26 protein-coding genes are annotated in these 21,593 nt (G+C 65.0%); 18 read left to right on the top strand and 8 right to left on the bottom strand.

Annotation, left to right across the window (positions count from 1 at the left end; all coding sequences use genetic code 11):
• Positions 1 to 26 precede the first annotated feature (26 nt).
• Positions 27 to 647 (bottom strand): hypothetical protein, encoded by a 621-nt coding sequence (locus LZ585_RS00290; RefSeq protein ID WP_234854388.1) that lies wholly within the window; start codon positions 645 to 647, stop codon positions 27 to 29.
• Between the two features lie 277 nt (positions 648 to 924).
• On the opposite strand from LZ585_RS00290, the gene LZ585_RS00285 reads away from it, so the two are divergent.
• Entirely contained in the window at positions 925 to 1,623 is a 699-nt protein-coding gene (locus LZ585_RS00285; protein WP_234854387.1) for a GntR family transcriptional regulator, read from the top strand.
• A 99-nt stretch (positions 1,624 to 1,722) separates the two neighbouring features.
• Entirely contained in the window at positions 1,723 to 2,685 is a 963-nt protein-coding gene (locus tag LZ585_RS00280; protein ID WP_234854386.1) for a dihydrodipicolinate synthase family protein, read from the top strand.
• Between the two features lie 37 nt (positions 2,686 to 2,722).
• Here the strand turns inward: LZ585_RS00280 and LZ585_RS00275 are convergent, their stop codons facing one another.
• Positions 2,723 to 3,754, bottom strand: coding sequence for an Ldh family oxidoreductase (locus LZ585_RS00275; RefSeq protein WP_234854384.1), 1,032 nt, complete (start codon positions 3,752 to 3,754; stop codon positions 2,723 to 2,725).
• A gap of 153 nt (positions 3,755 to 3,907) precedes the next feature.
• On the opposite strand from LZ585_RS00275, the gene LZ585_RS00270 reads away from it, so the two are divergent.
• The 9 genes from LZ585_RS00270 to lhpI all read left to right on the top strand — a co-directional run bounded on the left by LZ585_RS00270 (position 3,908) and on the right by lhpI (position 12,018).
• Complete coding sequence (locus LZ585_RS00270; RefSeq protein WP_234854382.1) at positions 3,908 to 4,720, top strand: ABC transporter substrate-binding protein; 813 nt, start codon at positions 3,908 to 3,910, stop codon at positions 4,718 to 4,720.
• Positions 4,721 to 4,785: 65 nt separating this feature from the next.
• Positions 4,786 to 5,451, top strand: coding sequence for an amino acid ABC transporter permease (locus tag LZ585_RS00265; RefSeq protein ID WP_234854381.1), 666 nt, complete (start codon positions 4,786 to 4,788; stop codon positions 5,449 to 5,451).
• Between the two features lie 12 nt (positions 5,452 to 5,463).
• Positions 5,464 to 6,117, top strand: coding sequence for an amino acid ABC transporter permease (locus LZ585_RS00260; RefSeq protein ID WP_234854380.1), 654 nt, complete (start codon positions 5,464 to 5,466; stop codon positions 6,115 to 6,117).
• On the top strand, positions 6,110 to 6,832 hold the full coding sequence (locus LZ585_RS00255; RefSeq protein WP_234854378.1) for an amino acid ABC transporter ATP-binding protein: 723 nt from the start codon (positions 6,110 to 6,112) through the stop codon (positions 6,830 to 6,832). Before LZ585_RS00260 ends, LZ585_RS00255 begins: the two co-directional genes overlap by 8 nt.
• Complete coding sequence (locus LZ585_RS00250) at positions 6,832 to 8,061, top strand: NAD(P)/FAD-dependent oxidoreductase (RefSeq protein WP_234854377.1); 1,230 nt, start codon at positions 6,832 to 6,834, stop codon at positions 8,059 to 8,061. Before LZ585_RS00255 ends, LZ585_RS00250 begins: the two co-directional genes overlap by 1 nt.
• Positions 8,058 to 9,062 carry a 4-hydroxyproline epimerase gene (locus LZ585_RS00245; RefSeq protein ID WP_234854375.1) on the top strand — a complete coding sequence of 335 codons (1,005 nt, stop codon included), beginning with the start codon at positions 8,058 to 8,060 and terminating at the stop codon, positions 9,060 to 9,062. Before LZ585_RS00250 ends, LZ585_RS00245 begins: the two co-directional genes overlap by 4 nt.
• A 26-nt stretch (positions 9,063 to 9,088) precedes the next feature.
• Entirely contained in the window at positions 9,089 to 9,295 is a 207-nt protein-coding gene (locus LZ585_RS00240; RefSeq protein WP_234854374.1) for a tautomerase family protein, read from the top strand.
• Between the two features lie 3 nt (positions 9,296 to 9,298).
• The gene (locus tag LZ585_RS00235) at positions 9,299 to 10,339 is read left to right on the top strand and encodes a proline racemase family protein (protein WP_234854373.1); all 1,041 of its coding nucleotides are present in this window, start codon (positions 9,299 to 9,301) and stop codon (positions 10,337 to 10,339) included.
• Positions 10,336 to 12,018 carry a cis-3-hydroxy-L-proline dehydratase gene (gene lhpI / locus LZ585_RS00230; protein WP_234854371.1) on the top strand — a complete coding sequence of 561 codons (1,683 nt, stop codon included), beginning with the start codon at positions 10,336 to 10,338 and terminating at the stop codon, positions 12,016 to 12,018. The genes LZ585_RS00235 and lhpI overlap by 4 nt, the downstream gene beginning before the upstream one ends.
• Before the next feature lie 47 nt (positions 12,019 to 12,065).
• Here lhpI and LZ585_RS00225 read toward each other — a convergent pair whose 3' ends face one another.
• The 6 genes from LZ585_RS00225 to rph are packed head-to-tail and all read right to left on the bottom strand — an operon-like array spanning position 12,066 to position 15,891.
• A complete protein-coding gene (locus tag LZ585_RS00225) occupies positions 12,066 to 12,611 on the bottom strand; it encodes a DNA-3-methyladenine glycosylase (RefSeq protein WP_234855861.1) in 546 nt (181 codons plus the stop codon).
• Between the two features lie 45 nt (positions 12,612 to 12,656).
• Complete coding sequence (locus LZ585_RS00220) at positions 12,657 to 13,010, bottom strand: YbaN family protein (protein ID WP_234854370.1); 354 nt, start codon at positions 13,008 to 13,010, stop codon at positions 12,657 to 12,659.
• The gene (hemW, locus tag LZ585_RS00215) at positions 13,010 to 14,209 is read right to left on the bottom strand and encodes a radical SAM family heme chaperone HemW (protein WP_234854369.1); all 1,200 of its coding nucleotides are present in this window, start codon (positions 14,207 to 14,209) and stop codon (positions 13,010 to 13,012) included. The genes LZ585_RS00220 and hemW overlap by 1 nt, the downstream gene beginning before the upstream one ends.
• A complete protein-coding gene (locus LZ585_RS00210; protein WP_234854368.1) occupies positions 14,206 to 14,580 on the bottom strand; it encodes a RidA family protein in 375 nt (124 codons plus the stop codon). The genes hemW and LZ585_RS00210 overlap by 4 nt, the downstream gene beginning before the upstream one ends.
• Positions 14,573 to 15,181: an RdgB/HAM1 family non-canonical purine NTP pyrophosphatase gene (rdgB, locus tag LZ585_RS00205; protein ID WP_234854366.1), complete on the bottom strand. Its 609-nt coding sequence runs from the start codon at positions 15,179 to 15,181 to the stop codon at positions 14,573 to 14,575. The genes LZ585_RS00210 and rdgB overlap by 8 nt, the downstream gene beginning before the upstream one ends.
• A complete protein-coding gene (rph, locus tag LZ585_RS00200; RefSeq protein WP_234855860.1) occupies positions 15,178 to 15,891 on the bottom strand; it encodes a ribonuclease PH in 714 nt (237 codons plus the stop codon). Before rph ends, rdgB begins: the two co-directional genes overlap by 4 nt.
• A gap of 71 nt (positions 15,892 to 15,962) precedes the next feature.
• Here rph and hrcA point away from each other — a divergent pair, with 71 nt between their 5' ends.
• The 7 genes from hrcA to fghA all read left to right on the top strand — a co-directional run bounded on the left by hrcA (position 15,963) and on the right by fghA (position 21,541).
• A complete protein-coding gene (hrcA, locus tag LZ585_RS00195; protein WP_234854364.1) occupies positions 15,963 to 17,018 on the top strand; it encodes a heat-inducible transcriptional repressor HrcA in 1,056 nt (351 codons plus the stop codon).
• A gap of 7 nt (positions 17,019 to 17,025) precedes the next feature.
• Entirely contained in the window at positions 17,026 to 17,556 is a 531-nt protein-coding gene (locus tag LZ585_RS00190) for a nucleotide exchange factor GrpE (protein ID WP_234854363.1), read from the top strand.
• A gap of 109 nt (positions 17,557 to 17,665) precedes the next feature.
• Complete coding sequence (gene gfa, locus LZ585_RS00185; protein ID WP_234854361.1) at positions 17,666 to 18,250, top strand: S-(hydroxymethyl)glutathione synthase; 585 nt, start codon at positions 17,666 to 17,668, stop codon at positions 18,248 to 18,250.
• Between the two features lie 105 nt (positions 18,251 to 18,355).
• Positions 18,356 to 19,486 carry an S-(hydroxymethyl)glutathione dehydrogenase/class III alcohol dehydrogenase gene (locus tag LZ585_RS00180; protein ID WP_234855859.1) on the top strand — a complete coding sequence of 377 codons (1,131 nt, stop codon included), beginning with the start codon at positions 18,356 to 18,358 and terminating at the stop codon, positions 19,484 to 19,486.
• A 78-nt stretch (positions 19,487 to 19,564) separates the two neighbouring features.
• Positions 19,565 to 20,206: an ATP-dependent Clp protease proteolytic subunit gene (locus LZ585_RS00175; RefSeq protein WP_234854360.1), complete on the top strand. Its 642-nt coding sequence runs from the start codon at positions 19,565 to 19,567 to the stop codon at positions 20,204 to 20,206.
• A complete protein-coding gene (locus tag LZ585_RS00170) occupies positions 20,203 to 20,718 on the top strand; it encodes a GNAT family N-acetyltransferase (RefSeq protein ID WP_234854358.1) in 516 nt (171 codons plus the stop codon). Before LZ585_RS00175 ends, LZ585_RS00170 begins: the two co-directional genes overlap by 4 nt.
• Positions 20,708 to 21,541 carry an S-formylglutathione hydrolase gene (fghA, locus tag LZ585_RS00165; protein ID WP_234854357.1) on the top strand — a complete coding sequence of 278 codons (834 nt, stop codon included), beginning with the start codon at positions 20,708 to 20,710 and terminating at the stop codon, positions 21,539 to 21,541. The genes LZ585_RS00170 and fghA overlap by 11 nt, the downstream gene beginning before the upstream one ends.
• The last annotated feature ends 52 nt before the right edge of the window (positions 21,542 to 21,593 follow it).

The following is a 21,593-nucleotide window of genomic DNA, read 5'->3' as shown; positions in this document are numbered from 1 at the left end:
GCCCCTGGCGTCATGTTTCAGGACGTTCAGCGGGCGATGGCACCCAGACGGTCATAGTCCTGCCGGGTCGCCGCACGCTCGACCACCGTGCGGTTCCGGGCGTCCTTCAACTCGTACCGGCCGTTTTCGACTTCTTCCTTCCAGCCGTCCGCATAGGTCACCTCGATTCCCCGCGACGAGCTTTCGGCGCGCGCAGGCGTGCGGTCGCCGACGGTGCCGGGATTGCGCCCATCGTCCCGCCCGCGTCCCCGGCCATGATCGTCGTTTCTGGCATCGTCACTGCCCCGGCCGCGCCCCCGATCGCCGCCCCGGTCATCGCTGCCCTTGTCATCGCCGCCCCTGCCGCGCCCGCCGCTGTCGTCGCCGCCACGATCATCGCCGCCTCTGCCGCGTCCGCCGCTGTCGTCACCGCCACGGCCATGTCCGCCACCATCGCCCCCATTGTCATCCCCCCCGCGGCCATGCCCGCCGTTGTCGCCCCCGCTGTCATCCCCTCCACGGGCATGGGCGAAAGCCGGGGAAAGCGTCGGAAAGGCACCATGGTTGAAATCAGGGGCGACCGGCATGGCTATTGCCGTCCCGGCAAGAAACAGCAGCATCAGCCGCGATCCAGCCGGACGAGACGGGAAAGATGGTTGCATACGCATGGACATATCCTTTCATGATGGGCCAAAGGCCCGGAGACATCCCTGAATTGAACCACGGATCGCCTTCTGGCGGATCGGACCAATGTCCAGTCCGCTGGGCGCAGAGGTCCATGCATCGGTGGCACCCAAGGCCCATGAAACTTGTCAAAAAGGGTCGCCGGCACGGTGACCCGGCCCGGATCGTCCCGACCACCGGACCATCCCGATTGATCTGCAAAAGCACAAAGTGTATTTATGATGTCGACAATCCTGATGGCGCATTTCGGAGAACGGATCGATGGCAGAAACCGGCGGCTTTCCCGAACGCAGGCGTGGGTCAGGCGTCAAGCTGGTCTATGACCAGCTGCGCGACGAGATCCTGGATCTGGTGCTGCTGCCCGGCAGTCCTATCGACGAAGTGCAGCTGGCCGAGCGCTTTGGGATGTCGCGCACCCCCATCCGGGAAGCCTTGGTGCGGTTGGCGGGCGAGGGGCTGGTGGAAACCCTTCCCAACCGCTCGACCATGGTCGCCAACATCGACTTCCTGAACCTGCACACCTTTTTCGATGCGATGACGTTGATGTACCGCGTGACCACGCGACTTGCCGCGACCTATCACCGCCCTGCCGATCTCAAGACGATCCGCACGCATCAGGCCCGCTTTGCCGCTGCCGTGGCGGCCCAGGACGCGCTGGGAATGATCGCCTCCAACCGCGATTTCCACGCGGCCATCGCCGAGGCTGGACGCAATCCATATTATGCCAGCCTGTTCTTGCGCATCCTGGACGAAGGCCGGCGCCTGCTGCGGCTGTATTACCAGTCCTTCAACGATCGCCTGCCCCCCGAAATCGTCCAGGAACACGAAGACATCATCGACGCCATCACCGCCCGCGATACCGAACTGTGCGACCGGCTGGCCAAGACCCATGCCGACCAGATCATCCGGCAAATCCAGCATTTCCTGGCACGGGATGAACGGCAGACCATCGGCCTGTAGCTCGCCGGATTCTTGTCGACAAATAAAATGCAAATGCTAGATTGCCGTTGAGAGAATCGGCCGCGATGCCGTCTGCCTGTCCGTCGAAAAGGATTTCCCATGAACACCCAGATCTTCACCGGCGTCATTCCCGCGCTGATGACGCCCTGCACCCCCGATCGCAGCCCCGATTACGACGCGCTTGTGCGCAAAGCCCAAGAACTGATCGCGGCGGGAATGTCGGCGGTCGTTTACTGCGGGTCCATGGGCGACTGGCCGCTGCTGACCGATGCGCAGCGGATGGAAGGGGTGGAACGTCTGGTCGGCGCGGGGATCCCGGTGATCGTGGGCACGGGCGCGGTCAATTCCGCCCTGGCAGTGGCCCATGCGGCCCATGCACAGAAAGTCGGCGCGGCGGGGCTGATGGTGATCCCGCGGGTGCTGTCGCGCGGCCTGTCGGCCACCGCGCAGCGCCATCATTTCAAGGCGATCCTGGCGGCTGCGCCCGACCTTCCCGCCGTCATCTATAACAGCCCTTACTACGGCTTTGAAACCAAGGCAGACCTGTTCTTTGCCCTGCGGGCCGATCATCCGAACCTGGTGGGTTTCAAGGAATTCGGCGGTGCCCGCGCCATGACCTATGCAGCCGAACACATCACCAGTGCGGATGACGGCGTGATCCTGATGGCAGGGGTCGACACCGGCGTTTACCACGGCTATGTCAAATGCGGCGCCACCGGCACGATCACCGGCATCGGCAACGTCATCCCGCACGAGATCCTGCATTTCGTGGCGCTTTCCAAGGCGGCGGCCGGGGGCGATCTGGACGCCCGTGCCCGCGCCAAGGAAATGAGCGAGGCGCTGGAGGTCCTGTCGTCCTGGGACGAAGGGACCGATCTGGTCCTGTATTACAAGCACATGATGGTGCTGCAGGGCGACGCCGAATACGCGCTGCACTTCAACGAAACGGATGAATTGACCCCCAGCCAGCGGGGCTGGGCCGAACGGCAGCTCCATCAGTTCAAGGTCTGGTACGGGGAATGGAGCGCGCTTCCCGGCGCGGTCCAGGCCTGCAAGCCCTGACCTGCTCAAGGCCCCCGGAAACCGGGGGCCTTATTCGTCAGGCGACCGCGTCCAGTCCAAGCGCCAGAAAGCGGTCCATTTGCGCAACCTCTGCGCCGGTCAGGTCGATCCCCTGGGCTTCCGCCTTGGCACGAGCCGCGAAACGGCGTTGCGAGGGCAGGCGGGCGCCCTGGCCCTGGATCGCCTCGAACAGCACTTCGGCCCGCGCAAAGGGGTCGCCTGTCCGGCCGGCGGCGAATTTGTCAGGGCACATCGCCAGGATCAGTTCGCCATGAAAAGGCGCAAGCGCCGTCGTGCCCAGGAAATCCAGCACCTCGGGGCTGGTCAGGTCGCCGATCATGATCCCTGCCAGCAATTCGATCATCGTCCCGATGGCCGACCCCTTGTGTCCGCCAAAAGGCAGCATCGCGCCCGCCAGGGCCGCATCGGGATCGGTCGTGGGCTGGCCCTGCAGGTCGATGGCCCAGCCATCGGGCAGGGGCTTTCCGGCGCGGCGGTGCAGTTCGATCTCTCCGCGTGCCGCAACCGAGGTGGCGAAGTCAAAGACATAGGGATGGCGGCCCGTCCGGGGCCAGCCGAAGGCAAGCGGGTTCGTGCCCAGCAACGGCTGGTTGCCCCCGGCAGGCGCCACGCTGGCATAGCTGGGGCACATCACAAGAACCGCAAGCCTGTGGGCGGTCACGGCTTCGACCTCGGGCCAAAGGGCCGCGAAATGGACGCAATCATTCACCACCAGGGCGGCAAGCCCCAGGTCTTTCGCGCGATCCGCCAGGACCGGCAGGCCCAGTTCGAAAGCCGCGTTCGAAAACCCGCCCCCGGCATTCACGCGGACAATGGCATCGCCAGCCGCCGCCTGCAGCACAGGTTCCGCCGAACCCGATACCTTGCCCGCCTTCAAGGTGCGCAAGATGCCTTCGATCCGGTAGATGCCATGCGACTTGCAGCCGTCGCGTTCGCCCGCCGCAATGACACGGGACAAGGGCGCGGCCTGGCCCTCATGCATTCCCGCGCGCAGAAAGATCCGTTCGATCCTTTGACGCAGCGTTTCGACCGATACTGTTTCGTCCATCTCATCCTCCTGCATGACTCCAGACCGTGATGTCCTTGCGCAATATTTGTATACTGTTTGTATTTTTAATTTGCCATGCCCTTCCATCCTATGAATAGTGGCAAGCAAGGAATCGGCCAGCATAGGCCGGCCCATCACCGACAGGAGAAAACCATGACAAAGACCACACGGGCCCTTGGCCTGCTGGCGACAACGGCCGCCCTGGCCGCGCCGGCCCATGCCGACAAGCTGGACGACATCATCTCGTCGGGCACGCTGCGCTGCGCCGTGGTGCTGGATTTCCCGCCGATGGGGATGCGCGACGACAGCAACAATCCCATCGGCTTCGACGTGGATTATTGCAACGACCTGGCCGCCGCCCTGGGCGTCACGGCCGAGATCGTGGAAACCCCCTTTCCCGAACGGATCCCCGCGCTGATGTCGGGCCGCGTGGACGTGGGCGTCGCCTCGACCTCGGACACGCTGGAGCGGGCCAAGACGGTCGGCATGTCGATTCCCTACTATGCCTTTGAAAACGCCGTCGTCGGGAACGAGGGCGTCGAGATGTCGACCTGGGAAGACATGAAGGGCAAGACCGTCGGGGCCACCGCCGGCACCTATGAGGCGATCTGGCTGGAAAAGCAGATCAACGAATGGGGCGAGGGCACCTTCCGTCCGTATCAAACGCAAGCCGACGTTTTCCTGGCGCTGAGCCAGGGGCAGCTTGACGCGACGGTTTCCACGGTCGAGGTCGCGAATGCCAACGTCGCTTCGGGCAATTTCCCCGGCATCAAGATCATCGACAAGGCGCCGATGGTCCCCGACTATGTGGCGCTGTTCACGATGCGCGAGGAATACGGGCTTATCAATTACCTGAACCTGTTCGTGAACCAGCAGGTCCGCACCGGACGCTATGCCGAACTTTATGCAAAATGGGTGGGCGAGGGCGAGCCTGCCGATCTGACCGTTCCCGGCATCTATCGCTGAAAACCCGTCAGGGCGGCGCAGGTGCCGCACCGCCCTGACACCTTGCAGCAGCCGCGGGACGGCCCATGTTCAACTATACCTTCCAATGGAAACAGGCGCTTGCCCGGCTTCCGCAGATGCTGGATGGCGCGCTTGTGACCATGCAGATCGCCATCCTGTCGATGGTGATCGGCATCGGGCTTGCGATCGTGCTGACCATGTTCCGGCTGTCGGGCGTGCGGGTTCTGTCCGCTGTCTCGAAGACCTGGGTCGAGGTTGCGCGCAACACCCCCGCCCTGTTCCAGATCTACATGGCGCATTTCGGGTTGGGCAGCTTCGGCATCCACCTTTCGCCTTTTGCCTCGATCCTGCTGGGCATCACCTTCAACAACGCAGGCTATCTGACCGAGAATTTTCGCGGCGCGCTGAAGGCCATTCCCGACACCCAGGCCCGCGCCGCGCGGTCTCTGGGCTTTGGCCAGGGCGGGGCCTTCCGCTATGTCGTGTTGCCGCAGATGCTGCGCATTGCCTTTCTGCCGATGACCAACCAGATGGTCTGGGCAATCCTGATGACGTCCCTGGGCGTCACGGTCGGCATGAACAGCGACCTGTATGGCGTGACGCAGGATCTGAACGCGCTGACCTTCCGCACCTTCGAATTGTTCGCCCTGGCCGCCTTGATCTTTTACGTGATCACAAAGGTCATCACCCTTGGCGCGCGGCTGATCGCTGCCCGGCTGTTCCGGTATTGAAGGGGTCTGGCCATGTTCGATACCGCACTGACCGCCGCCGATTTCGCCTTTCTGGCCCGTGGCGCTGGCATCACGATCGTGGTCACGATGATCTCGGTGATCGCGGGGACCATTCTGGGCATCGTCTTTGGCGTCTTCCGCTATCAGGTCGGCCCGATCTGGGCGGCGCCGCTGACCTTTGTGCTGGACATCTTCCGGTCGATCCCGCTGTTGATCCAGCTTGTTCTGGCCAATGCGTTCTTGGGCACGATCCTGCGGCTGAACATCTCGGGCTTCACGGTCGCCTGCATCATCCTGTCGTTGTACACGGCGGCCTTCTGTTCGGAAATCGTGCGCGGCGGGATCGAGGCGGTGCCGGTGACGACGCGGCGTGCGGCGCGGTCCCTGGGCATGACTTGGGGCCAGGATATGCGCAACATCGTGTTGCCGCTGGCAACCCGCGTGGCCTTGCCGTCCTGGATCGGGCTGGCGCTTGGGGTGATGAAGGATTCCGCGCTGGTCTATATCGTGCAGGTGACGGAACTGCTGAAATCGACCCAGATCCTGATCACCCGCCTGCAAGAACCGCTGCTGCTTCTGATGATCTGCGGGGCCTTCTATTTTGTCATCTCGTTCCCGCTGGCCCGGTTCGGCGGCTATCTGGAAAAACGGTGGTCCAATGATTGAGATCGAAAACGTCCGCAAGTCCTTCGGCGCGCTGGAAGTCCTCAAAGGCATCGACCTGACCGTCCAAAAGGGCGAGGTGGTGACGATCATCGGCGGATCGGGGTCGGGCAAATCGACGTTGCTGACCTGCATCAACGGGCTGGAACCCATCGATTCCGGCAAGATCGCCGTGGACGGGACCGTTGTTCACGCCAGGTCCACCGACCTGAACAAGCTGCGCCGCAAGATCGGCATCGTCTTCCAGCAGTTCAACGCCTTTCCGCATCTGACCGTGCTGGAAAACGTCATGCTGGCCCAGGTCAAGGTGCTGAAACGGTCCAGGGCGGAAGCCGAGGCCGAGGCGGTCAAGCAGTTGGATCACGTGGGCCTGGGCGACAAGCTGAAGGTCTATCCCTCGCGCCTGTCGGGCGGCCAGCAGCAGCGCATGGCGATTGCCCGGGCGCTTGCCATGTCGCCCGACTATATGCTGTTCGACGAGGTGACATCGGCCCTTGACCCGCAGTTGGTGGGCGAGGTTCTGGACACCTTGCGGATGCTGGCGCGCGAAGGGATGACGATGATCTGCGTCACCCACGAGATGAAATTCGCGCGCGAGGTATCCGACCGCGTGGCCTTTTTCCACAAGGGCGTCATGGCGGAAATCGCGCCCCCCGAACAGTTGTTCAATGCGCCCAAGGATCCCGAATTGCAGAAATTCCTGTCGGCCACGCATTGATGTCGGACGTGATCGTTGTCGGGGCGGGCGTTGTCGGCCTGTCCGCCGCCCTGGCCTTGCAGGCGCGCGGCGTGCCGGTCACGGTGATCGACCGCGAAGGCCCGGCTGCCGGGGCGTCCGCCGGGAATGCGGGGGCATTTGCCTTTACCGACATCCTGCCCTTGGCCTCGCCCGGGATCATGCGCAAGGCGCCCCGCTGGCTGCTGGATCCGCTGGGGCCGCTGTCTGTGCCGCCGGCCTACGCGTTGCGGATCGCGCCCTGGATGATGCGGTTCTGGCGCGCCTGTTCGCCCGCCCGCGTCGCGGCCTCGACCAAGGGCCAGACGGCCCTGATGGATCTGTCCAGGGCCGAACTGGAACCGTTCCTGGTGGCAACCGGCACCCAGGCGATGTTGCGCAAGGACGGCAATCTTCAGGTTTATGAAGGCCAGCGGGAATTCGACGCGTCCTTGCCCGGCTGGCAGGCGCGCGCGGATCACGGCATTGCCTTCCGGCACATGACACCCGAGGAGATGGCCGAGGTTCAGCCCGGCCTGGCACTGCGCTTTACCCATGGGACATTCACGCCTGGCTGGTATTCCATCGCCGACCCGCGCGACTATACCGTCGCCTTGGCTGACCGTTTCCGCGCGGGTGGCGGGCGGATCGTCATTGCCGAGGCGACTGCCCTGACCGATGACGGCGTCATGACCGCCAGCGGGACGATGCGGGGCCGGGTGGTTCTGGCGGCGGGGGCCTTTTCGCACAGGCTGGCACGCAGCCGGGGCGTGCGCATCCCGCTGGAAACCGAACGCGGCTATAACACCACGCTGCCCGGGGACGCCTTCGACCTGCGCACCCAGGTCACCTTCGGCGGGCACGGATTTGTCGTCACGAAGCTGTCCTCGGGCATCCGTGTCGGCGGGGCGGTCGAACTGGGCGGGCTGGACCTGCCCCCGAACTTCAAGCGGTCTCGGGCGATGCTGGACAAGGCCGCAGCCTTCCTGCCGGGATTGCGCACCACCGGCGGCACGCAATGGATGGGCTTCCGTCCGTCCCTGCCCGACAGCCTTCCCGCCATCGGCCCGCTGCCCGGCAATCCGAACGTCACCTGCGCCTTTGGCCATGGCCATCTGGGCCTGACGCAATCGGCAGGCACGGCGCGGATTGTCGCTGACCTTGTGACCGGGGCCACGCCCCCCATCGACCTTGCGCCCTTTTCCCCGGCGCGTTTCGGAAAACGGACATGACCCAATACATCTTCCCCTGCATCGACGGCCATACCTGCGGCAACCCGGTCCGCCTGGTCGCAGGCGGCGCCCCCCGGCTGGAGGGCGCGACCATGCTGGAAAGGCGCGCCCATTTCCTGCGCGACTTCGACTGGATCCGCACCGGCCTGATGTTCGAGCCGCGCGGCCATGACATGATGTCGGGGTCGATCCTCTATCCCCCGACGCGGGCGGATTGCGATGTTGCGGTCCTGTATATCGAAACCTCGGGCTGTCTGCCCATGTGCGGCCACGGCACCATCGGCACCATCACCATGGGAATCGAAAACGGGCTGATCACCCCCCGCACCCCGGGCCGCCTGGCGATCGAGACCCCCGCCGGCAAGGTCGATATCGAATACTGCCAGGAAGGCCGCTTTGTCGAAGAAGTGCGCCTGACCAACGTACCCGGCTTTCTTCACGCCGAGGGCCTGACGGCCGAGGTCGAGGGACTGGGCGAAATCGTCGTGGACGTGGCCTATGGCGGCAATTTCTATGCCATCGTCGAGCCGCAGAAGAACTTTCGCGACATGGCCGACCATAGGGCGGGCGAACTGATCGGCTGGTCGCCAAAGCTGCGCACGGCGTTGAACGCGAAATACGACTTCGTCCATCCCGAACATCCGGCGATCAACGGGCTGTCCCACATCCTGTGGACCGGGCAACCGACCCAGCCCGGGGCACACGCGCGCAACGCCGTCTTTTATGGCGACAAGGCCATCGACCGCAGCCCTTGCGGCACTGGCACCTCGGCCCGGATGGCGCAATTGGCGGCCAGGGGCAAGCTGGCCGTGGGCGACGAATTCCACCACGAATCCATCATCGGCAGCATCTTCAAGGGCCGGGTCGAGGCCGCGACCACCGTGGCGGGACGCGCCGCGATCATCCCCTCGATTGCCGGCTGGGCGCGCCAGACCGGGCTGAACACCATCTTCATCGATGCCGAGCGCGATCCCTTTGCCCACGGCTTTGTCGTCAAGTGACCGTCCATTTCCCCGAAAGGCTGTCCATGCCCATCGTCCGCATCGAACTGTTCCCCGGCCGATCCCCGGACATGAAAGCCGATATCGCCGCCGGCATCACCCGGATGCTGACCGAGATGGCTGGCATTCCGGCAGAGGCCACTACCGTCATTTTCCAGGAAACCCCGCCGCAGGACTGGTTCAATGCGGGCCGGTCATATGCAGCACCGCCGGCGAACGACCAAAAGGAATAAGCCATGCGCTCTCGTTTTTCGATTTCCGTGATCGGCTGCCATGCCGAGGGCGAGATCGGCGATGTCATCATCGGCGGCGTTCTGCCCCCTGCAGGCGCCACCATGATGGAGCGCATGATTGCGATGGAGCGTGACCACGACCACATCCGCCGCCTGCTGATCTGCGAGCCGCGCGGATCGGTCGCGCGCCATGTCAACCTGATCGTCCCGCCGATCACCCCCGGCTGCGCTGCGGGCGCCATCGTGATGGAGCCTACGGAATACGTCCCCATGTCCGGGTCGAACACGATCTGCGTGGCGACCGTGCTGCTGGAAACCGGCATGGTGCCGATGGTCGAGCCTGTCACCCGCTTCAAGCTGGATATGCCCGGCGGCGTGATCGAGGTGACGGCGGATTGCGAAAACGGCAAGTGCCGATCCGTCACCTTCCGCAACGCCCCCGCCTTTGCCGCCGTTCTGGACGGCGCGCTGGAAGTCGAGGGCCATGGCACCATCCCGCTGGACATCGCCTATGGCGGGATGTTCTTCGGGATCGTGGATGCGAAAGCCCTCGGTTTCCAGATCCGCCCCGACGAGGCCCGCGACCTGGCCACCCTGGGCGAGAAGATCCGCCACGCCGCGCGACAGCAGTTCGATGTGGTCCATCCCGATTTCCCGAACGTGCGCGGCGTATCCATCGTGCAATTCGCGATGCCCTTCCAGGGTCCGGGGAACGTCACGCGCAACACCTGCATCGTGGCGCCCGGCCGGTCGGACCGTTCGCCCACCGGGACGGGCACCTCGGCCCGCATGGCGGTGCTGCAGGCGCGGGGGTCGATGGGTCAGGGCGACGTGCTGATCCATGAATCCATCATCGGGTCGCGTTTCACCGGCCAGATCCTCGAGGTGCGGGAAAGCGGCGGACGGACCACGATCATCCCGCAGATCACCGGGCGGGCCTGGATCACGGGGCAGCACAGCTATTACCTGGATCCCGACGACCCGTGGCAGGCGGGCTATATGCTGTCCGACACATGGGGCGTCACGCCGACGCTGAAGCAATGACGGCGCTGTCCATCCTGCCGGGCATCGCAGAGGGGCCGGTCATCGCGTCCGGCGAGCCGCTCAGCTTCTGGGGCGGGGTGGATCCCGCGACCGGCACGGTCATCGACGTGCATCACCCGCTGCATGGGCAGGCGATCACCGGCAGCGTGCTGATGATGCCCTCCACGCGCGGATCCTGCACGGGGTCGGGGGTGCTGCTTGATCTGGTCCTGTCTGGGCGCGGCCCGGTGGCGCTGGTCTTTTCCGAACCCGAGGATGTCGTGACCCTGGGCGCCCTGATCGCGGTCGAGATGTTCGGAAAGGCTCTGCCGGTCCTGCGCCTGTCAGACCGGGATTTCACGGTCATGTCCAACGAAAGCCATGCAGCGATCGGACTGGATCGGATCACCGCTGGCGCGCTGTCGATCCCGGTCCTGCCGCCTGCCACGGCATCGCTGGACCTGACTGCCGGCGACCGCGCGATGCTGGCGGGCGAGGGAGGCGCGGCCAGGGCGCAGGCCATGCGGATCATCTGCGCCATGGCCGCCGAGCAGGGGGCCAGGGGGCTTGTGGACGTGACCCAGGCCCATATCGACGGCTGCATCTATGCCAGTCCCGCAAACCTGACCTTTGCTGAAAAGATGGTGGCGATGGGTGCCAGGGTCAGGGTGCCGACGACGATGAATGCGATTTCCGTTGATCACGACAACTGGCGCGCCCAAGGCGTGCCGCCCAGCTTTGGCGGGCCTGCGCAGCGGCTGGCCGATGCCTATGTGGCGATGGGCTGCCGCCCGACCTTCACCTGTTCACCCTATCTTCTGGACAGCGCGCCGGGCATGGGCGAGGCGGTTGCCTGGGCAGAATCGAACGCGGTGATCTATGCCAACAGCGTTCTGGGGGCACGCACCGCCAAGCACCCGGATTTCCTAGACCTGTGCATTGCGATCACGGGGCGGGCGCCCTTGTCGGGCGTCTATCTGGACGAACAGCGCAAGGCCCGGCGCATCATCGACGTGGACCTACCCCAAAATGCCGATGATGCCTTCTGGCCGCTGATCGGCTATCTGGCCGGGAAGCTGTCGCCCGACCGCATTCCCGTTCTGCGCGGGCTTGCGGATGCAAGTCCCGGCACGGACGAGTTGAAGGCCCTGTGCGCGGCCTTTGGCACGACTTCCGCCGCGCCGATGCTGCATCTGGAGGGGGTGACACCCGAAGCCGGGCAAATCGGCAATGAGGCCGATCGTCGTCGGATCACCCTGGCCGATATGGAACAAGGCTGGCAGCTGTTGAACGAGGGGCCGGAGGACATCGACCTTGTCGCCCTGGGCAGCCCCCACGCCTCGCCGGGCGAATGCCGCGCGCTGGCCGCAGGCCTTGATGGGCGCCGGGTGCTGATCCCCACCATCCTGACGGCGGGCCGCGACACGATTGCGCAGGCGCGTGCCGAAGGAACCCTGGCGCTGCTGGAACAGGCGGGGGTGCAGGTGATCCCCGACCTGTGCTGGTGTTCGATCTCTCGCCCGGTTTTCCCGGTCAAGACCCGCACGCTGATGACGAATTCGGGAAAATACGCCCATTACGGCCCCGGCCTGTCCGGCTGCAGGGTCAGGTTCGGCAACCTGGGCCGATGTATCGAAGCATCCCTGACGGGCCGAGCGGGCCATGCCCTGCCGATGTGGCTGACCAGACCGCAGATTTAGCCGAAGACAGCCTGAACTCCTTCCTGGAACATCGATCACTGACGTGATCAACGCGGCGTTGACAGGGGCGATGGCTCAGAGGGGAAGGGGCGGCTGTGGCCGCGAACGCCAGCCATGCCGAAACGCCAGGGCAGATCCTGCGCGCGGCTGATGCCGATACGCGGCCCCACCAGCAGGTCGGGCCGGTCCGGGGACAGGCCGATAAACAGTTCCGGGCCATCCAGGGGGGCACCGTCATCGTCGGGCCGGACGCCGAGCGCCTGGGTCAGCCGTCCCGGCCCGTTGCACAGCATGGGACTGTTGCGGCGCGCGGCCATTGCCTCGATCCCCGTGGTGGGGTCCAGGGCGCGGATCAGGACCGCCTCGCCCGGGCGGGCGACCACGTTCAGGCACAGGTGGATGCCATAGGATCGATAGACATAGGCGTGCCCCGCTGGTCCGAACATCGACGCATTGCGCGCGGTCGGGCCGCGAAAGCTGTGCGATGCGGGATCGTCGCGGCTGTAAGCCTCGGTCTCGATGATGGTCCCACCCGCGCCACGGACCAGAAGGGTCGCCCCGATCAGCCGCCGGGCAAGATCGACCGCAGTCATCCCGGAAATCTGCTCGGCAAAGGAAAGGGCAGCCGTCATGGGGGATCAGGTTTCGGGCCGGGTCACGAGATAGGCGGCGATGGCCGTGCAGATCGCGGCCTGCGTCGCGACGACCCAGACGGGCATTCCGACGAACAGGCTGAAGCCCACCCCGCAGCCCATGGCCAGCGTCGCCCAGATCTTGGCCAGGCGGCTGATCGCCCCGCGTTCGCGCCAGGCCCGGACAGGCGGGCCATAGGTCGGATGGTTCAGGATCCGCCGTTCCAGTTGGGGACTGCTGCGCGCAAAGGCCGCTGCGGCCAGCAGCAGAAAGGGCACGGTCGGCACCACGGGCAGGGCGATCCCCACGATGCCCAGGGCCAGGGACAGCAGTCCGGCGGCATACCACAAGGGACGCATCAGGCCGCCAATTCCCGCAGGATGGCATTCAGCAGGGGACGCCCCGCGCGGGTGGTGCGCAGCCGCCCGTCGCTGCGTTCGACCATGCCCAGGTCTGCCAGCCGGCTGACCGCGTCCTTGTCCAGGGGGGTGCCTGCCAGCCGGGCATAACGGGCCTCGTCCAGTCCCTTGGCCAGCCGCAACGACATCAGCAGGTATTCGGTCGCTTGTTCGTCCAATGGCACCACCTCGCGCAGCGATTCGCCCGTTCCCTGGCGCTCGACGGTGTGAAGCCAGGCGCCGGGGGCGCGATGCGCCTCGGTGGCAAGGCGGCCGCCAGAGTTGCCGACGGAGGGCAGGGTGATGCGGCCATGGGCGCCGGGTCCGACCGCCGCCCAATCGCCCTGGCGCCAATAGACCTGATTGTGGCGGCTTTCCGAACCGGGGCGGGCATGGTTGGATGTCTCGTATCCCGCCATCCCGGCTGCTTCGCAGATGTCCTGGGTTTCCAGATACATATCGGCGGCCAGATCGTCGTCGGGCAGGTCGCGCAGCTTGCCCGCCGCCGCCCGCGCGCCAAAGGCCGTGCCGGGTTCGATGGTCAACTGATACAGCGACAGGTGATCCACGGCCATCGCCAGGGCTTCGGTCAGTTCGGCCCTCCAGGCCTCGCGCGTCTGGTTCTGCCGGGCATAGATCAGGTCAAAGCTGACCCGGTCGAAGCAGGCGCGCGCCACGTCAAGGGCCGCCCGCGCCTCGGCCACGGAATGCATCCGGCCCAGGGCGCGCAGATCGGCGTCGTTCAGCGCCTGGATGCCCATGGACAGGCGGTTGACGCCCGCATCGGCAAACCCCCGGAAACGGCCCCGTTCGACGCTTGTGGGGTTGGCCTCCAGCGTGATCTCGATGTCGTTGGCGAACCCCCAGGCGGCGCGGGCGGCGCGCAGGACCGTATCGACGGTTTCGGGTTCCATCAGCGACGGCGTGCCGCCGCCGAAAAAGATGCTGCCCAGGTGACGGCCGGGCAGTTCCGCGCCAAGCCGGGCGATTTCGGACGACAGCGCCTCGGCCCAGCGGGCCTGGTCCACGGCAGGCACCACATGGCTGTTGAAATCGCAATAAGGGCATTTCGCCTGGCAAAAGGGCCAATGGACGTAAAGGCCAAAGCCCCCGGCCCGCCAGTCCGCCTCTGCAAAGCCGTCCTGCCCCGGCATCATCATCCGCGCATCGCCGTGACTTCCACCTCGACCTTCATCTCGGGCCGGATCAGCCCTGCGATGACCATGGTGGCGGCGGGGCGGATGGTGCCCATGGCCTCGCCCAGGGCAGGGGCGATCACCTCCATCACGGCGGCGTCGGTGACGGTGTATTGCACGCGCACGATGTCCTCGGGGGCAAAGCCCGCCTCCTTCAGCACGGAAAAGATCGTGGCAAAGCAGTTGCGGGCCTGCTGGCAGGGATCGTCCGGCATGGTCATCGTGGCATAGTCATACCCCGTTGTGCCGGACACGAAGCACCAGTCGCCCTTCACAACGGCGCGGCTGTAACCCATGGCGGCCTCGAAGGGCGATCCGGTGGATATCCTATGCAAAGCTGCCCCTTATCATCCGCTCCACCGCCCGTGCCCGGTGGCTGAGGCTGTTCTTCATCTCGGGCGACATCTCCCCCAGGGTCACGTCGTGACCGTCCGGCATGAAGATGGGGTCGTAACCGTGGCCTTCAACCCCGCGCGGCGGCCAGACGACCTGGCCGGGCAGCACGCCCTCGAACACCTCGTCATGGCCGTCGGGCCACATCAGCACCAGGGTGCAGCGGAACTGGGCGCTGCGCGGGGCGGGGGCATTGCGCGATTCCAGTTCGTCCCAGGTGCGCTGCATGGCCATGCGGAAGTCACGGCCCTGGCCGGTCTCGGCCCAGTCGGCGGTGTGGACGCCGGGCGCGCCGTCAAGCGCATCGACGCAGATGCCGCTGTCGTCGGACAGCGCGGGCAGGCCGGTTGCCTCCACGGCGGCGCGGGCCTTGATGCGGGCATTGCCGACGAAGGTTGTTTCGGTTTCCTCAGGCTCGGGCAGACCCGCCTCGGCCGCACCCGTGACTTCGACGCCAAAAGGGGCCAGCAGGGCGCGCATCTCGTCCAGCTTGCCCGCGTTATGGGTCGCCACCAGCAGGCGGGTGCCCTCAAAGCGTCTCATGCGGTGGCGGCCTTCTGGGCGGCGACCAGTTCGGCCATGCCGCCTTCGGCCAGATCCAGCAACTGTCCCATTTGGTCGCGCGAGAAGGTCGCGCCCTCGGCCGACATCTGCACCTCGATCAGGCGGCCCGCGCCTGTCAGGACAAAATTGCCGTCGGTGCCTGCCTCGCTGTCCTCGGCATAATCCAGATCCAGAACCGCCTGGCCCGCATAAAGTCCGCAGGACACCGCCGCCACATGGTCCATGATCGGGTCGCTGGTGATCGCGCCTGCCTTCAGCAGCTTGTTTACAGCCAGCCGCAGCGCGACCCAGCCGCCCGTGATGGATGCGCAGCGGGTGCCGCCATCGGCCTGGATCACGTCGCAGTCGATGGTGATCTGCCGTTCGCCCAGGGCACTGCGATCCACGCCCGCCCGCAGGCTGCGCCCGATCAGGCGCTGGATTTCCTGGGTGCGGCCCGATTGCTTGCCCTGGGCTGCCTCGCGCCGGTTGCGGGTGTTGGTGGCGCGCGGCAGCATCCCGTATTCCGCCGTGACCCAGCCCAGGCCGGTGCCCTTCAGGAAACGCGGCGGCGTTTCCTCCAGCGATGCCGTGCACAGCACATGGGTGTTGCCGACACGGATCAGGCATGACCCTTCGGCATGAGCCATCACGCCGGTTTCGATTGAAATCGGACGCATTTGGCTTAGATTTCGGCCAGACGGGCGCATGGTCATTCCTTTTCGAGAGATTGGCTGCCCAATACCGCCCCAACGGGCCATCACGCAACCCTTCGAGGGACATGGACCGGAAAACGCCGCTGCAGGATTTGAACGACCGGTCGCGCGAAATCTTTCGCCGCGTGGTCGAAACCTATCTGGAAACAGGCGAGCCTGTGGGTTCGCGCACGCTGACCCGCGCCTTGTCCGAGAAGCTGAGCGCGGCGACCGTGCGCAACGTGATGCAAGATCTGGAATTCATGGGGCTGCTGGACAGCCCACACACCTCGGCCGGACGGATGCCGTCCCAGCAGGGGCTGCGGCTGTTCGTGGACGGCATGATGGAGGTGGACGCCGTCACCGCCACTGACCGCGCGGCCATCGACCAGACGCTGGGCAACGACGATCCCGATACGGGCGTGCTGCTGGACCGGGTCAGCACGGCGCTGTCCTCCATCACCCGCGGCGCATCCCTGGTGCTGATGCCCAAGCACGAGGCGCCGATCCGGCATATCGAATTCGTCAGCCTTGGTCCCGACCGCGCGCTGGTGGTGCTGGTCTTTGCCGACGGCCATGTGGAAAACCGCCTGTTCACGCCGCCCGTGGGCCAGACGCCCTCGTCGATGCGAGAGGCGGGGAATTTCCTGAACGCCATGGCCGAGGGAAAGACCCTGTCCGAACTGCGCGGCCATATCGGTCGGGAAATCGCGGCGCGGCGCCAGGAACTGGACGTGCTGGCCGCCGAACTGGTGCAATCGGGAATGGCCCAATGGGATGCCGGGTCCAGCGATCCGCGCCTGATCGTGCGGGGCCGGGCCAACCTGCTGGACCAGGAGGCCGCGGATCTGGACCGCATCCGCGTGTTGTTCGACGACTTGGAACGCAAGCGCGACATCGTGGAATTCCTGGAATTGACCGAGAAAGGCGAGGGGGTCCGCATCTTCATCGGGTCGGAAAACAAGCTTTTTTCGCTTTCGGGTTCCGCTCTGGTGGTTTCACCCTATATGAATGCCGATCGAAAGATTGTAGGCGCGGTTGGCGTCATCGGACCGACACGGCTGAACTATGGCCGGATCGTGCCGATCGTCGACTACACCGCGCAACTGGTCGGGCGGGTGCTGTCCGGCCGGAAAGGATGAAAAGACGATGAACGAGCAAAACGAACAGCCCCTTGACGATATCCTGGCGGATCCCCTGACTGACCCGGCGGGCGAAATCGCCGCCCTGACGGCTGAACGCGACGAATTCCGCGACAGGTTCATGCGGGCATTGGCCGACGCCGAAAACTCGCGCAAGCGGGCCGAAAAGGACCGCCGGGACGCGGAACAATATGGCGGATCCCGCCTGGCGCGCGACCTGCTGCCGGTCCATGACGCGCTGACCCGTGCGCTGGATGCGGCGGGCGACGAACAGCGTGCCGCCGCAAGCGCCCTGATCGAAGGCGTAGAATTGACCCTGCGCGAACTGTCCAATGTCTTTGCCAAGCATGGCATTGCCGTGATCACCCCTCGGCCCGGTGACAAGTTTGACCCCAGCGAACACGAGGCGATGTTCGAAGCCGCCGTTCCCGGCACCATTGCGGGGGAAATCATCCAGGTGATGGACAATGGTTTCCGCCTGCACGACCGGCTGCTGCGTCCGGCCAAGGTCGGCGTGTCCTCGACGCCCGCAAGCTGACCGCACGGCGCCCCGGTTCGTCGGGGCGCTACAACCTTCCGCTGACTTGCCGAATGTTCCCAATGGCGCGACGCTGGGTTCACAATCGGTTCATCGGGAGGGAAGAACCATGGCCAGCACCGAGGGGGTAAAGATCCACCCCGCCGTGGATAACGGCATAAAGGCAGGCAATTCCAGTTTCGGGGGCGGCACGCTTACCTGCAAATGCGCGACGAAGCCGGTCAAGGTCCGGGTCGGCGCGCAGACCGCCCATAACCACGTGTGCGGCTGCACGAAATGCTGGAAGCCCGACGGGGCGGTCTTCAGCCAGGTGGCCGTCGTGTCGCGCGACGCGGTCCAGGTTCTGGAAAACGGCGACAAGCTGCAGATCGTCAACAAGGACGCGCCGATCCAGCGCTACGCCTGCACCGGCTGCGGCGTTCATATGTATGGCCGGATCGAGAACAAGGACCATCCGTTCTATGGACTGGACTTTGTCCATACCGAACTGTCGAACGAAGCCGGCTGGTCGGCCCCCGAGTTCGCGGCCTTTGTAAGTTCGATCATCGAATCCGGCGTCGATCCGGCTCAGATGGACGGCATCCGGGCGCGTTTGCGCGAACTGGGTCTGGAACCCTATGACGCGCTGTCGCCGCCCTTGATGGACGCGATTGCCACCCATATTGCCAAGCGTTCCGGCGCCCTGGCTGCTTGACGGGACGCTGATCCCTGCATGAAATCCGGGGGCCGCGTCGCGGCCCCTTTGGCCTTGACCGCCCGTGACCCTTGCGGGACGCTCGAACGAACTAGGAGATCCATGATGAGAACCCGTGCCGCCGTAGCCCTGGAAGCTGGCCGACCCCTGGAAGTGATGGAGGTCAACCTGGAAGGCCCGAAAGCGGGCGAGGTGATGGTCGAGATCAAGGCCACCGGCATCTGCCACACCGACGAATTCACCCGGTCGGGCGCCGACCCTGAAGGCATCTTTCCCTCGATCCTGGGCCATGAGGGCGCAGGCATCGTGGTCGAGGTCGGACCCGGCGTCACCAGCGTGAAGCCCGGCGATCATGTCATCCCGCTTTACACCCCCGAATGCCGCCAGTGCGCGTCATGCCTTTCGGGCAAGACGAACCTTTGCACCGCGATCCGCGCCACGCAGGGCCAGGGACTGATGCCCGACGGCACCACCCGGTTTTCCATGCTGGATGGCACCCCGATCTATCACTACATGGGCTGCTCGACCTTCTCGAACTATACGGTGCTGCCTGAAATCGCGGTGGCCAAGGTCCGCGAGGACGCGCCCTTCGACAAGATCTGCTATATCGGCTGCGGGGTCACCACCGGCATCGGCGCGGTGATCAACACCGCCAAGGTGGAAATCGGCGCCACGGCCGTGGTGTTCGGCCTGGGCGGCATCGGTCTGAACGTGATCCAGGGCCTGCGCCTTGCAGGGGCCGACAAGATCATCGGCGTCGACCTGAACAACGACAAGAAGCCGATGGCCGAGCATTTCGGCATGACGCATTTCATCAACCCCAAGGAAATCGACGGCTCGGTCGTGCAGGAAATCGTCAACCTGACGAAAACCCCCTTCGACCAGATCGGCGGCGCGGATTATTCCTTCGATGCGACCGGCAGCACCAAGGTGATGCGCGACGCGCTGGAATGCACCCATCGCGGCTGGGGCGTCTCGGTCATCATCGGCGTGGCGGCAGCGGGGGCGGAAATCAGCACCCGGCCGTTCCAACTGGTGACCGGCCGGGTCTGGAAAGGCACGGCCTTTGGTGGCGCACGCGGGCGCACGGATGTGCCGAAGATCGTTGACTGGTACATGGACGGCAAGATCGAGATCGACCCGATGATCACCCACACCATGCCGCTGGAAGACATCAACGAGGGGTTCGAGCTGGCCCATCGCGGTGAATCGATCCGCTCGGTCGTCCTTTACTGATCCTTCACGGCTGCATAGGTAAAAGAACGGCGGGGCCGCTGGTCCCGCCGTCGCCATGAGATAAAAAGGAGCAGGCCGATGCGTCACCAGTGGCTGGACGATGACGACGACGATGAACCGGAAGAAGACGACCGGCGCCACGACGGCGAAAAGGATGGCGGCCTGGGCCTTCCCGAAGGCGACAAGATCGGCAAGCTGTACTTCAAGTCGCGCACGGTGATTGTCGCGGGCACCATCAACGACAAGCTGGCGCAGCGCACCGTGGCGCATCTGCTGGCCTTGGCCGAGGACAGCGACAAGCCGATCAACATGCTGATCTCCTCGCCCGGCGGGCACGTGGAATCGGGCGACATGATCCATGACGTGATCAAGTTCATCCGCCCCAACGTGCGCACCATCGGCTCGGGCTGGGTGGCGTCGGCGGGTGCGTTGATCTTTGTCGCGGCAAAAAAGGAAAACCGCTACTGCCTGCCCAACACGCGCTTCCTGATCCACCAGCCCTCGGGCGGGATCGGCGGCACGTCGTCTGACATGATGATCCAGGCGGAACAGGTGCGGCTGATGCGCGACCGTCTGAACCAGATCTTTGCCGATGCCACCGGCCAGAGCGTCGAGCGTATCGAGAAGGACACGCAGCGCGATTTCTGGCTGAACACCCAGGAGGCGCTGGACTATGGCTTGCTGGGACAGGTGATCCGCAGCGTGGACGAGTTGAAATGACCGGCGGCGGGGTGGAAATCCGCCCCGCGACCCCGGCCGATCACGATGCCATCTGGGCCATCCTGGAACCCGTCTATCGCGCGGGCGAAACCTATTGCATCCCCCAGGACATTTCCAGGGGCGATGCCCTGGCGGACTGGTTCGCCCCTCCCTTCACGGCCTTTGTGGCAATCGCCGGTGGCCGCGTCCTGGGCACCAGCCATGTCGGCGCGAATCGTCCCGGCGGCGGATCCCATGTGGCCAATGCGTCCTTTGCCACCCATCCCGATGCTAGGGGCAGGGGGATCGCCCGTGCCCTGGTGGACCATGCGAAAACCTGGGCGGCGGCGCAGGAATTTGCGGCGATGCAGTTCAACTTTGTCGTTTCGACCAATGCCGATGCCGTCCATTTGTGGCAGAAGGCCGGATTTGCCATTGTCGGCAGGTTGCCGGGGGCGTTTCGTCACCCCCGGCTTGGGCCGGTCGACGGGCTGGTCATGTTTCAAAAACTGGAGGTGTCGGATGACGCTTGAAACCCTTTCCGAAAACCGCAGCTTTGGCGGCACGCAGGGCGTTTACCGCCACAGATCGCAATCCACCGGGACCGACATGACCTTTGCGGTCTTCATGCCCGAACTGGTGGCCCAGGAACGGGTGCCGGTCCTGTGGTACCTGTCCGGGCTGACCTGCACCCACGACAACGCCATGACCAAGGCCGCAGCCCAGCAATGGTGCGCCGAGGCCGGCATCGCCATCGTCTTTCCAGACACCTCTCCGCGCGGCGACGACGTGGCCGACGACGAGGCCTATGACCTGGGCAAGGGCGCAGGCTTCTATGTCAACGCGACCCAGGATCCGTGGAAGCCGCATTTCCAGATGTGGCAATATATCGTCCACGAACTGCCCGAACTGGTGGCCGACAATTTCGCCATCGACCGCGAGGCGATGGGCATCACGGGCCATTCCATGGGCGGGCATGGCGCGCTGACCATCGCCATGACCCATCCCGAGCGATACAAGTCGGTGTCTGCCTTTGCGCCGATCGCCAACCCGACCGAATCCGACTGGGGACAGAAACAGCTGTCTGCCTATCTGGGGGATGACCGGTCAACCTGGCGCGCCCATGACGCGACGATCCTGATGACGGAACGCGGCTTTCCCGGAGAGGTGCTGATCGACCAGGGCAGCGCGGATCAGTTCCTGGACAAGCTGCGCCCCGAATCGCTGGCCCAGGCGATGATGGCGCGCCGCCAGCCCGGCCAGTTCAGGATGCAGCCCGGTTATGACCACAGCTATTTCTTCGTCCAGTCCTTCATGGCCGATCATGTGATGTGGCACGCGGAAAGACTGCTTTAAGGCGATTGCCGAAATTTCCCGACCGTTCTGGTAATTCGACCTAAGACTTTAG

Source organism: Paracoccus everestensis (assembly GCF_021491915.1).
Classification (GTDB): domain Bacteria; phylum Pseudomonadota; class Alphaproteobacteria; order Rhodobacterales; family Rhodobacteraceae; genus Paracoccus; species Paracoccus everestensis.
Note: the sequence above shows the minus strand (reverse complement) of the source record. Positions and strands in the feature narration are given on the sequence as shown.